Genomic DNA, 12,852 nt, shown 5'->3' on the forward strand with positions numbered 1-12,852 from the left:
CTTTATGAACGCTTTTTTAAGAAAGATTAAAATAGCTTATATACACTTTATAAGAAAACCAGTTTTCATCTTGCGCGTTAAGTTTAAATTATTTTTTTACCCAAAGAAATTTAAATCATTTTATTTCATTCCAAGTAATGAATTTCTATCTAACGAATTCGCTCAAAGTTTAAGTGAAATTGAATCAACTGAAAAGATTATAAGTGAAGCCAATTTAGTTCTAGAAAACAAATTCCAAACTTTAGGTTCAGATTTAGTCTTTCTAGGTCAGGAAATAAACTGGCATCAAGATTTTAAGTCTGGTAGAATTTGGAATAAAGATTTCTATACAAAAATTGATTCAAAGCATTCGGTGATTGGCAGCGATATCAAAGTTCCATGGGAATTAAGTCGATTTCATCAAGCACAATGGCTGGCTAAAGCCTTTATAATTTCAAAAGATGAGAAATACTCAAAAAAATTTTTCGAGCTTGTTGAAAACTGGATCGATCAAAATCCATTTTGTTACGGTGTTAATTGGAACTGCGCAATGGAAGTAGCTATCCGAGCTGTTAACTGGATATTTGCTCTCCACATCTTTAAAGTTTCAAATCATTTCGACAAAAAACTTGAGCAAAAAATTTATTCATCACTTTATCAGCACGGACTTTTTATTCGCAATAACCTTGAATACGGAAGAAGAAATGGTAATCACTATTTAAGCGATTTGATGGGCTTGATCTGGTTAGGTGCATTTTTCTATAATCATTCATTTGGCAAGAAATGGTTTAGATTTGCTCAAAAGGAACTGGAACGAGAAATTCAAACTCAAGTTTTTGATGATGGTGTTGATTACGAAAAATCAACTTATTACCAAAGACTTGTAACAGAAATTTTAATGTTCTCTTATTACGCAGCAATAAAAATCCAAAAACCTTTTTCATCTAAATTCAAAGACAAACTTCACAAGATGTTTCATTTCATCTCTGCTTACCTTCTTGATGACGAAGTCCCAAACATTGGCGATTGCGATGATGGCAGAGTGATTAAATTCAACTTCTTCGAAAAAGTAAGTGAAATGAGAAATCTATTATCAATCGGAGCTGTTCTGTTTGAAGCTTCATTACTGAAATCTAAAGCTGCAAAAATTTTCTGTGATGTTTTATTTTTGTTCGGCACTGAAGGTTATCAAAAATTTAAGAGATTAAATCAAATCGAAAGTGAACATAAGTCTATCTCTTTTCCAAATGGCGGCTTTTACATTTTAAGAAATGATGATTACTTCATTTTCTTCGATGCAGGCGATATTGGAATGAATGGCTGGGGTGGTCATGGTCATAACGATACTTTTAGTTTTGAACTTGCTTACAAACAAAAAAGATTCATTGTTGATTCAGGTACTTATGTTTACACTCCTGATCCAGAACTAAGACAGAAATTCCGTTCGACTGCGGCTCACAACACAATAATGGTTGACGGCGTCGAACTTGTTGAATTCTTGAATCTTTTTAGAATTAAAGAAGATTTTACGAATCCAAAAATTTTAACAACTCAACTTAATCACGATGTAGTTGACTACATTGAAGCCGAACATTACGCCTACACCCGCTTGAAAAATCCAATTGCCGTGAGAAGAAAATTAGAATTACATAAATTAAATAAACATTTAATTATTCAAGATACTTTCTCAGGAGATGGTCCGAATAAAATTGAGATATTCTTTCATTTCCATCCAGAAGTCAAAGTAAATAAAATTGCAACTTCGGTTTATTTGTTAAGCAGAGATGATCATAAACTAAAAATAGAATTTCCTCATTTTGGAAATTTTATAGATAGGCTTGAAGGAAGTCTATATTCAGAGAGTTATGGTAAATTAACTCAAAACCTCAGACTAAGAATTATAATTGACAAAAAAAATCAACATCACAATTCTTTTATTACGCTAATTAAACCGGTAGACTAAGATGAAAATTGCTGTTATAGGTCATCCCTGCATTGACCTTATTCATCGAGGTGAAAACATAACTAAATCTTATGGCGGAGTTATATACAGTTTGATTGGTCTATTAGTAGTTGTAAATGATACAGATGAGATATATCCTGTATTCCGAATAAACGAAGATGAATTCACAAGTTATTTTCAATTTCTGAATGTATATCCTCAACTTAAATTTGATTTAATCGAAAAATCTAATTCCCCGATGAATCTTGTTCACTTATTTTTTGAAGGTGAAAATTTAAATTTTGAATGTTATCAATCAACGGCTCCAAAGATTCAAATCAAAAACTTGATTGAGAAAATTCCGACTGATACAAATTTTTTAATCAATATGATTAGCGGATTTGAAATCGATCTTGAGGATTTAAATTTTATTCGAAAAAACTTTTCTGGAAAGATTTATTTTGATTTCCATACATTAACACGTGGAATGAATGAAGAAGGCAAAAGAGTTTATCGCCCATTGAGTAATTGGAGAGAATGGGCAAAACTTTGTGATGTAATTCAAATGAATGAGATGGAGCGAGAAAATCTCACAGAAGAAAAATTTTCCGAGTTTGAATTTGCTCTGGAAGCATTAAATGCTGGAACAAAAATCATAAACATCACAAAAGGTTCGAAGGGAGCTATAACTTATTTCGAAGAAAATGGTGAAATCAAAAATATTACCGTTGAACCGGCTAAAAATTTAATTTTTAAGAGCAATGTTGGTTGCGGCGATATATTTGGTGCAGTATTCGCTTATAATTATTTTCGCAACGAAAAAATTGAAACTTGCTTAAAAAAGGCAGTTGAAATTTCTTCTAAAAGAATTGAAATAGAAAAAATTGAAAACATAATTGAATATCTTCATTCTAAATAAATTTTTGAATTGCAATGAGTTTAATAAAAACAAGAATTTTAATCGTAGGATGCAATGGCTTGCTGGGACAGGCACTTGTAAATTACTATTCAAAGAGAAATGATGTCGAATTACATTTAGCTTCAGTTGAAGAACAATTTGTAGGAGATAATCTCTTCACTTACTCTCAAATCGATATTTCAAAACGAGCTGAAGTAAAAAAACTTTTCTTAGATTTTTTCCCTGATATTGTTATAAATGCCGCAGCTTATACCGATGTGGATGGCTGCGAAATAAATCGTGAACTCGCATGGAATGTTAATGTCAATGGTGTCAAACATTTAGTTGAAGGTTGTCGAATCGTTGATGCAAAACTTGTTCATCTCTCAACTGATTTTATATTTGATGGACAAAATGGACCATACCATGAGGATGATCGACCAAATCCAATCTCATATTATGGAAGAACAAAATTTGCAAGCGAGAATGAAATCAAAATCGGTGGAATTAATTATTTAATAATCAGAACCAATGTTTTATATGGAGTTCAGAAAGGCGTTAAAAAAGATTTTATTGAATGGGTTGTCGAAAATTTATCTCAGAGTAAACAAATTAATGTTGTAACTGACCAATGGAACAACCCAACTTATGTCGAAGATCTTGTAAATGGAATTACTTTAGCAATTGATAAAATGAAAAATGGTATCTATAACATTGGCGGATTGGAATATTTAAGTCGATACGATTTTGCCATTAAAATAGCCGAGATTTTTAACCTCGATAAAAATTTAATTAATCCGACAACAACTGATAAACTTAACCAGAAAGCGAAACGACCTTTAAGAGGTGGATTGATTATTTTGAAAGCTCAGGCTGAACTTGGGTATAAACCTCACACAATTGAAGAAAATCTCCTCGATATAAAGTCAAAACTGGGAATGTAAAATTGCACGAAATTTTACAACGTTTTAATGGTTTTATTTTTGACTTGGACGGAACAATTTATCGCGAAACTAAACTAATTGATGGAGCAAAAGAAGTTTTTCAAAAATTAAATGCTTTAAAGAAAAAATATGTCTTCGTGTCCAATCGAACTACCTCCACAAAAACTCAATACAAAGAAAAATTAAACTCATTTGGAATTGATTGTGATGAAGATCAAATCATTACTTCCGCAGAAGTCACTAAAAATTATTTAATGAAAAATCATAAGGACGAAAATGTCTTCGTTATTGGTGAACCAATTTTTATTGACTACTTGAAAAGTTCTGGAATTAAAATAGCAAATCATAAGATTGATATTGTTCTCATCACATTGGATCGGACATTATCATTTGATAAAATCTACCAGGCTCAGAAAGCGCTTCAAAGCGGAGCAAGATTCTTTGCAGCCAATGCCGATTTAACCTGTCCAATTGAAGACGATGAAATTTTAGATGCGGGCTATACAATTACAGCTCTTGAAAATCTAACAGGTAAAAAATTAGAAATTAATTTTGGTAAACCCTCAAAATTTATAATAAAGGAAGTGTTGAAAAGAATTTCACTTCTAAAACAAGAATGTATTTTGATTGGCGATCGGCTTGAGACAGATATATTGATGGCGAAACAAAATCAAATATCATCAGCACTCGTATTGAGTGGAGTAACCAAAAAAGAGCAGCTTTCAATTAGCCCCATCAATCCAGATTATATCTTAAATTCTATCGCTGACTTAATTAAAGAGTAGGATAAATTCTTAAATAAAAAATCCTTCTTAGAACTTTTTCCAATGAATTAAAGATTCTCCAATAATCAAATTGAATCTAAAAGCAAAAAATCCTTTTTAACATTATTCCTTGCAGTAGTTTTCTCAACCTTCAAATTTTTATTCCCATATTGACAGATTTTTTCTAATGGGCATTCAAAACATTTTGGTGTCTGACTTAAACAAATATTTCTACCAAGCTTTATTAAGTTGGTATGGAATTCGTGTGCGATATTTGGTGGTAAATGTTTGTGAAGTTCAAAAAAAGTCTTATCTCTATCCTTAGTAGTTACCACTCCAATTCTATTCAGTATTCGATGAACATGCGTATCTACAGGGCAAACATTTTTGTGCAAACCAAATAGCAAAACACACGATGCAGTTTTTAATCCAACACCATCAAATGATGTCAGGTAATTAATTGCATCGTCAATTGTGAATTCATTTAAGAAATTTAAGTTTAGCTTTCCTCTTTCCGCTTTTAACTCTTTAATAAAATTTTTAATTGCCTTTGCTTTTTGTTTGCCTAATCCAGCGACTTTTATCTCCTTTTCAATTGATCTAAGATCAGCTTCAAGAATTTTTTGGTAATCAGGAAACTTTCTTTTCAGTCGGAGGAAAGCTTGATGGGAATTTACATCGTTTGTATTCTGAGATAGAATTGTGGCTATTAAAATATCGAGCGGATCTGATTTAAGATTTCTTTTTGGTTTACCAAATTTTTCAAGAAGGAGCTCATTAACTTTTAAAATAAAATTGGCGGTCGAATCCAAATTTTCAATTTTTGAATTGACCGCCTTTTTCATAATTAAAACTTAACTACTACATCCATAAATTGAACATTCTTCAACCTGCCATAATCGGCAAATCCATAATTCAATGAAATAAGGATATCATTCATAATAGGATAATTAAGACCAAAGCCAAATGTGTAGCTCTGTTCACTATCTCTCAAGAATAATGATTTATATCCTGTTCTTGCATAAAAAGTATTGTTGAAATTAAATTCAAGTCCGAGATTTAAATACTCAGTATTATCATTCGGATGAACTGCATCAACAGAAGTTGTTAAAGTAAGTAACTGAGACTTAATGACTTCCATAGCAAGCCCAACTCTAAACGAAAGCGGAATATCATAGTAAGCCAGGCGATATTCAGCAGGAATATTGTTTGGTCCTGAATTTGGATCATTGTTTGGGTCAATATTGAAATAAGTATTTCGTCCTTCGAGCTTCATTTTGGTTCCAAAGTTGGAAATACTTGCTCCAATTCTCAATCCATTGAAAGGTGTTGTATACATTGTACCTGCATCCAAAGCCATTGAGCTTGCTGACATATCCCAGACACGATCTCTGATATATTTGAAATTAAATCCAATAGAAAAATTATCAGTAAGATTTCTTGCATAAGAAAGACCAAGAGCAAGAGAACTTGCATCCCAGTATCGTCCATCACCTTCAGGATTATCAAAGGTTCGTACTTTTTCTTCTGGTACAGAAAAAGAAGTTAAACTCAGTGCAATACTTCCAATATCACCAAGATTAATCGCAAGTGCTGCAAAATCAAAAGACATATCAGCTAACCAGTTTGCATGATTAAATGCTGCTGCACCAGTCCCGGTAATTCGAGAAATACCAGCTGGATTGTAATAGATAGAATAGATATCATTTTCCATTGCAGCAAAAGCACCTGCCATTCCAATAGCTCGAGCACCTGTATTTATTTTCAAGAAAGTTGCTGCAGTTGTTCCAACTTTCGAAGTGCTTCGTTCAAGCTGAGCAAAAGTTGAAGATGCCAGAAAGCTTATAATTATAACCGTAAAAATTATTTTTGTTTTCATTTTCAAACTCCATTAATTTATTTAATTACGGCAAATCGACCGATCTTTTCACCAATTCCTGGTGCATCAACATGATAGATATAAACACCGTAAGCAATTCTTTGACCTTCATAACTTAATAAATCCCAATTAACGATACTTCCATCATCATTTTTGTGAAGAGTTTGAACCAACTCACCAGCAATTGTGTAAATTCTTATTGTACACTCCTTCGGAAGATTTCTAAATTGAAGAACTTTCTCACCTCTTCTGTTTGGTTGTCTTGCAGGCTGCTCTGCATCTGAATAAGCGACATATGGATTCGGGACTACATAAATATTCTCGAGCTGAGTCTTTGCTAACTGATTGTCATATTTTTCACCGATTGTCTTGAATTTATAAAGCTCACCTGTTTTAAATGGTTTGGTTGTTCTTAAGAAATAAACATCACCTTGTGGAGGTATAAAATTACCAGAAGGTAAGGAGAAAGTTATCTGATAAGATGTTCTTGATCTTTCTCTTACTCTTGGGAAGAATATAATATCTTCACCTGGATCCCATCTTCCATTTCCACGAGTTGCAGGTACACCTTCGAAAATTAAATAATCCGCTTTTCTTCCATACATTGTGTCAGCAGTTTCTATTGTTATTCTAAATGGACACACAATTAATTGATTTGATTGATTTCTTACAGTATCTCCTGGATTTGCATATTTACCATTTGCCAATGTATCGAAGTTTGTAAATTCAATTCTAAAATCAAGGTCGGTTGGTAGATGAGGATTGGCCGGTGAAGCTGTTCTTGGAACCCAGAGAATTGTATCTTTCAAATTAGTAGTTTTGCCTGGCATCCAACCGGAATTTTTGTAATCTATTCCGAGAGTGTCATTGTAAATAAATAACCTCATCCCATCGAAAGAAGGATTAGCATCTTCTCCTTTGATATAATTACTTTGATAGACTGGATAATATTTATAAGTCACATAATAAACATTCCCTGCAGGAAGATCATTCGGATTTGCACCTTTGATTTTACCAGTTGTTGGACTAACAATATACTTGTTCGATGGAATGATATTCCCAGCTTCGTCTTTAACAACTACACTGCTTAAAATTATATTCTGATTGGAAAGATTGACTAAAACAGTGTCTTTGGAAATAATTTTATCTGTGACTCCAGTTTCATTTATTAAATTAAATTTATCTACTGCGGTAAATTCTAAGGTGTATTCATTATTATCTTTTACCTGTTTGCTATCATAAGTCTTCACATAAATTTTACCAGTTGCAATTCCATTTAAATGTTCAACCATCAGATTATTGTTCAAATCGGTTAAAGTACCTTTTGCTCTTGGCTGTGGAGTTACCATAACAGTATTAACATCAAACTTCAACTCACCAGTTATTGGATCCTGAGAAATTACCATTGGAGATTCCGACGGTGGGAGTTCTTTACCTTGAGCTAATGAGCCTCCATCATAAGAGACAACAGCGTAATAATATGTAATTCCATTTTTAACAGTTGAGTCAACATACTCATGGACTAATCCAGTATTGTTCCCAATCCAGTATTTGACTCCCCTGCCAAGATATTCAACTGGATGGAATCCTTTTAATGAATCAATCAAATCAAATTGAGCATACTTCCCGGTATTTGGATCAAAAAGTGGAACTCCAATAAACGGAACACCATTTCCATCTGTAATTTTGAAAACATCATTGAACTTTGGATCCTGACTTCTGTAAATTTTATAACCTTGAAAATCTTTCAATCCAGTTAAAGGATCAACTGATTGTTCAGCTCTTGTATCCCAGTAAAGAGTAACCCTGCCATCACCAGCTACTGCCGTAACAATTGGTTTTGCTGGTGGTTGAGCAAAGCGATAATCTGCTTCAAGAATTCTCGTTGATATTTCAGCATTCAATACTAAATCATTCAAATTCTCGCCAAACAAAATGCACATCGAAAATCTTTGAGTTTCACCAGGCTCGAGTTTAAAAGGACCTGTTCCAAAATTAAAAACATTGTCACCTGGTTCGTTCAATAATTCTTGATTTGGATCAATTGTTTCGCTTGATAGCCATTCCCACATTAACTCATCATTCATTGGTACATTTGGAAGAGAATTTGTGTAAACAGCTGCGTGAAAACTTGTTAATCCTAATTGATCTGATTCAGAAATATCTCTTAAACCAAAGTTCGGTTCAGAACCTGCCCATTTGTAACCTGGTAATCTAACTTCAGATATTGGTTCACCAACATCATATTTTCCATTTTCATTAACATCAACATACCAGGCTTGTGTTGGTTTTCCATCGCCCTCGCCATAATCCGGTCCAGGATAATTTGGTGAATCGGGACCAATACCATCAATTCCTATGTCGTGAATTGCAGGGTCCCAGTCACCATCTTCATCACCAGACCAACGTGGCTTTGGTGCACCATAAACTTCAGTATATTTTGCAACATTAGAAATTCCATAAGTTAAAGGATATTGAACCCCATCGATATAGAAACCAGCATCATTGAATGGGCTTTCGTCTGTTATTCCGTCATCATCGTTATCAAATAAATCAGTGTGTTTACTTGGGCTTTCGAGGAATTTCCAACCGAAGTAACCGCACCATTTTCCACCATCACCTTTCATATCATCATCCCAGGCATAGACCATACTTCTTGCTCTTTGTGGATAAGGATCGGCAAGTGGTCCTAAAGGTGGAATAAAGAAAGCTCTATCATCTGAGTAATTGCTCGGACCACCAACGTGTGGATCTCCGTGCATTCCAAAGTAAACTCTCGGTAAAGTTTTGGGACTTGCATTGGTCGTTTGGTAAACTAAAAATACAATATCTTCAGCAAGCGGGTTATTAAATTGTAAAACACGAACTTCCATATCAAGTCCGAGTCCTCGTTTCGAAGAATCATCTGGGAAAGGATAATATGGGAATTCAGCATTTGTATAATCATCAATTACGAAATAAACTTCTTCATCGGGTGCTGTTGCTTGATCTCCAAGAAAAGCAGGCCACAAATATTTTCCTGCACCAGCATTATACCAGCTTTCTGGCCAGCTGTCAGGTTTGCCATCACCATTTAAATCTGGTGCATTTAATCTTGCAATTTCATTCTGATTTGGATCAACATAACCATCTTTTGGCAGCCAACCCCATTTTATTCTTCCTGAGGGATCATAATCTCCTTGAAATGTTCTAATAAATGAGTCGTCAACAATGTGAAGCGTATCTCCGTTGCCATTTACAACTTCTGCGGCTGCAAGTGGACCGAATTCAAAACCATATCCTAAACCATTCCATACGAGATCTGCAATATTACCTAAATAATTTGGAGCGCAAATTGAACCGTAATTAAATAAAACTGTTTTTACTTTATTACCCTGAATTATGCTCTCTTTAATCAGATTAGGATTACCGAGTGATTTTGAAAGTCTTTCTCCAGGTTTCCCAAAAATTTGAAGTGCCTGCTGTTCTGTTAATTCTTTAAGAATATAGTTACCATATTGATCTTTTTTTTGAGCATAAATGTTTGAGATTACAATTAATGCTAGAACAACTGATATAAAAATTTTTCTTTTCATCTTTTTTCTCCTCAAGAGGTTCAGTTAAATATTAATTGAAAACCTAATCGAACTTCTCTCGGACGATTTACTCTTTCGGGTCTGAGAGAATAATACTTTTGAATTTCATACAACGGGATTAATCCTGGATCACCTCTGTTAATTCTCTTAATCATATCTGAAAAAACAGTATTTATATCTTTCTCTTCAATTGCACTCAATGCTCTTCCGGTGGAAGCATAAACATATAATTCATTTTGAGTATCGAATAGATTTTCAATCTGAGCAAAGAGAGATAATTTCAAATTTCCAAGCATAAAGAATTTTTCAAATTTAAAGTCTACATTCCATTGAACGGGTTGACGAGCAGAGTTTTGCTCGAATGTAATATCTACAATATTTGAAGGGAAAATTGGTGTATAAGGTGTACCCGTCTGGAAGTAACCAACAAATGAAGCAATCCAATTATTGGGTTGAGTGAATGTTAAAGTTGCATTTATAACATGAGAACGGTCAAAGCTAAATGGAACTAGATAAGTCTCGCTTTGTTTTCCACTCTTTTCACTGAAGAAAATTTCATCTGCGGGATAGGTTCGATTACCTTCAGCAATAGAGAAGGTGTAATCTAAAGTTGCCGAGAAGAAATCTTGGGGTGATCTTCGTTTCAATAATGAAACTGTAATACCTTTACTACTTGAATATGCAAGATTTGTGAGGAGATAAAATGCACGACCTTCGTTGGTATAAATCTGCTGAGTGTAAATGTAATTGCTTACATCTTTGTAAAAACCAGTCACTTCTAATTTCAAATCATCAAGTAATAATTGTTGAAGTCCAAGTTCATATTGGACGCTTTTCTGTGGTTCCACATTTGGATTGCCAAAAGTTGGATTTTCACCAAAATTAGCAACATAGAAAAATGGATTAGCATAAAGGCTTGAAAGTGAAGGTATTTGATAGAAGTGACCATAAGAAAATCTAATCACACCACGGTCTGTAATCGGATAAGACACACTCACTCTCGGACTAAGGCGATGCTTTGGTTTTGCATCGGTTGCGCTTCTCGTAATACTTCCTGCTTTTAAATCACTTAAATCTTTGCTTACGTTTGGATTGTATTGAGCTGCAGGATTGAAGAATTCATATCTTAAACCAACATTTAAAATCATTGATGAAGCAAGTTCAATTTTATCTTGAATGTATGCAGCTGCCTGAACTGGCAATCTCTCATAACTTGTATAAAGTGATGTGTCGCTTGGAATTCTTCTTACCAGCTGAACACTATCGTATAATAATGTCGCAGGTGTTAATGTTGTGAATAAACCTTGATTATTGATATAACCAACCTGAACTGTATAACTTTCAACATTTAATCTATGCTTTCGAATCTCAAATCCCATTTTGACTTCATGCACATTAAACAATTGAGCAACTAAATCACCTTTAATTCCTAAGGTTTGTGTTTTTCTGAAAAATCTTGAGTTGTCTGTTCCACCTGTCAGATAAGTTGTGTTGCCAAGCGTTCTTGCATAAAGGGAAGGTAGATATCTCGGATCGTAAGGATCTTCATAGAGATATGATTTATAATAATTTGTCCCATAAGATAATTTTAATGTATAAAACAGATTGTTTGATACTGTGTGTGTCCAATCGAAGGCATGAATAAATCCATTTGAATAATTTGTAGGACGTCCATCAGGGTTGAATTTATAAGATCTTTGAAAATCCTGTGATGTACCTTTATCAAAAACATATTCATATTTGAATTTGATAGTTGGAAGAGGCTTAAATATCAAGTTTCCTTGAAAATTAAATGATCTTGACCAATTCATTGGTACCCATGCACCATCACCAGTTGGCAAACCAGATGAGTCAGTTTTACTGTATGGATTGAAGAAATAACTTTGTGTTGAAGTTCCATATCTTGGATCGCCAGATCGGAAATTGTTTCGCTCAAGGTAAGAATCGGTTGGATTGTATAATCTCTTTCCGTAAAGTGAACCTTTGAAATCTTCATAGACAGATGAAATAAAGAAGTTCACATATTTATTTAAAAATGGCAGTGGACCACCAAAAGTAAATTCTGTTCGAGCTCTATTTAATGGATCAATTTTATCGAGGTTTTCAAATAAATCAGTTCTATTTGTTACATAATCACCGCTATAAGCACGAATACTTCCAGTATATTTTGAAGGACCCTCTTTAGTTACATAATTAACGACACCACTTAAAGCATTTCCATATTCAGCACTAAATGTTCCACTTGAAACAGAAACTTCCTGGACTGCATTAGTTGCAAGTCCAACTGCTCTTCTATTACCATAAGGGTCATTTAAAGTTATTCCATTTAATGTGTATGCAATTTCATTTCCATAACCACCTCGAATGTGAATATCCCCATCATTTCCAACAACAACACCAGCTTGTAATTTAATTACATCAGCAATTTGATCAACGGGTAGTTCATCTATTTTATCACTTGTAATTGAAGCAACCGGATTAGTTAAATCCTGTCTGATTAATGGATTTCGCTCTCCTTGAACAACAACAGGAGGTAGATCAATCGAACCTTGTGTAAGAGCAAACTCTAATCTTGTAGTAAAATCGACATTTACTCTTACATCTTTGATAGTTTGTTTTTGATAACCAACTACAGATGCAGTTACATTATAGACTCCTGGAGGAACATTAAGAATAACAAACTCTCCATTAAGATTTGTAGCTGCACCAAGTTGGGTTCCTTCGACAATGACATTGGCAAAAGGTATTGGTTCCTTTGTATCCTTGTCGATTACTCTACCGGCAATTTTCCCTGTATTACCTGCATAGATAAATTGAATGGTCAGGAAAATTGTCAGGAAGGCAAGAAGAATTTTGTTTTTCATTTCAACC

The 12,852-nt window shown here is 33.8% G+C and carries 8 protein-coding genes; 4 read left to right on the forward strand and 4 right to left on the reverse strand.

The window, feature by feature from the left end; all coding sequences use genetic code 11:
- Nucleotides 1–4 precede the first annotated feature (4 nt).
- Genes HPY57_02405 through HPY57_02420 form a run of 4 tightly spaced genes read left to right on the forward strand, consistent with a single transcriptional unit; the run spans nt 5 to nt 4,548 of the window.
- Nucleotides 5–1,942: an alginate lyase family protein gene (locus tag HPY57_02405; protein NPV10628.1), complete on the forward strand. Its 1,938-nt coding sequence runs from the start codon at nt 5–7 to the stop codon at nt 1,940–1,942.
- Nucleotide 1,943: 1 nt separating this feature from the next.
- Nucleotides 1,944–2,840: a carbohydrate kinase family protein gene (locus tag HPY57_02410; protein NPV10629.1), complete on the forward strand. Its 897-nt coding sequence runs from the start codon at nt 1,944–1,946 to the stop codon at nt 2,838–2,840.
- Nucleotides 2,841–2,854: 14 nt separating this feature from the next.
- Nucleotides 2,855–3,763 (forward strand): dTDP-4-dehydrorhamnose reductase, encoded by a 909-nt coding sequence (gene rfbD / locus HPY57_02415; protein ID NPV10630.1) that lies wholly within the window; start codon nt 2,855–2,857, stop codon nt 3,761–3,763.
- 2 nt (nt 3,764–3,765) lie between these two features.
- A complete protein-coding gene (locus HPY57_02420) occupies nt 3,766–4,548 on the forward strand; it encodes an HAD-IIA family hydrolase (protein NPV10631.1) in 783 nt (260 codons plus the stop codon).
- A 65-nt stretch (nt 4,549–4,613) separates the two neighbouring features.
- Here the strand turns inward: HPY57_02420 and HPY57_02425 are convergent, their stop codons facing one another.
- The 4 genes from HPY57_02425 to HPY57_02440 are packed head-to-tail and all read right to left on the reverse strand — an operon-like array spanning nt 4,614 to nt 12,845.
- Nucleotides 4,614–5,372, reverse strand: a complete 759-nt coding sequence (locus HPY57_02425; GenBank protein ID NPV10632.1) for an endonuclease III — start codon at nt 5,370–5,372, stop codon at nt 4,614–4,616.
- Nucleotides 5,373–5,374: 2 nt separating this feature from the next.
- The gene (locus tag HPY57_02430) at nt 5,375–6,406 is read right to left on the reverse strand and encodes a PorV/PorQ family protein (GenBank protein ID NPV10633.1); all 1,032 of its coding nucleotides are present in this window, start codon (nt 6,404–6,406) and stop codon (nt 5,375–5,377) included.
- A 17-nt stretch (nt 6,407–6,423) separates the two neighbouring features.
- Nucleotides 6,424–9,981: a hypothetical protein gene (locus HPY57_02435; GenBank protein ID NPV10634.1), complete on the reverse strand. Its 3,558-nt coding sequence runs from the start codon at nt 9,979–9,981 to the stop codon at nt 6,424–6,426.
- 20 nt (nt 9,982–10,001) lie between these two features.
- Nucleotides 10,002–12,845, reverse strand: a complete 2,844-nt coding sequence (locus tag HPY57_02440) for a TonB-dependent receptor (protein ID NPV10635.1) — start codon at nt 12,843–12,845, stop codon at nt 10,002–10,004.
- Nucleotides 12,846–12,852: the final 7 nt, after the last annotated feature.

This window comes from Ignavibacteria bacterium, assembly GCA_013177855.1.
Taxonomy (GTDB): domain Bacteria; phylum Bacteroidota; class Ignavibacteria; order Ch128b; family Ch128b; genus Ch128b.

Coding starts and splice junctions, on each gene's coding strand:
- HPY57_02425 (NPV10632.1), bottom strand. CDS start 5,372: ATGAAAAAGGCGGTCAATTCAAAAATTGAAAATTTGGATTCGACCGCC.
- HPY57_02405 (NPV10628.1), top strand. CDS start 5: ATGAACGCTTTTTTAAGAAAGATTAAAATAGCTTATATACACTTTATA.
- rfbD (NPV10630.1), top strand. CDS start 2,855: ATGAGTTTAATAAAAACAAGAATTTTAATCGTAGGATGCAATGGCTTG.
- HPY57_02410 (NPV10629.1), top strand. CDS start 1,944: ATGAAAATTGCTGTTATAGGTCATCCCTGCATTGACCTTATTCATCGA.
- HPY57_02435 (NPV10634.1), bottom strand. CDS start 9,981: ATGAAAAGAAAAATTTTTATATCAGTTGTTCTAGCATTAATTGTAATC.
- HPY57_02440 (NPV10635.1), bottom strand. CDS start 12,845: ATGAAAAACAAAATTCTTCTTGCCTTCCTGACAATTTTCCTGACCATT.
- HPY57_02430 (NPV10633.1), bottom strand. CDS start 6,406: ATGAAAACAAAAATAATTTTTACGGTTATAATTATAAGCTTTCTGGCA.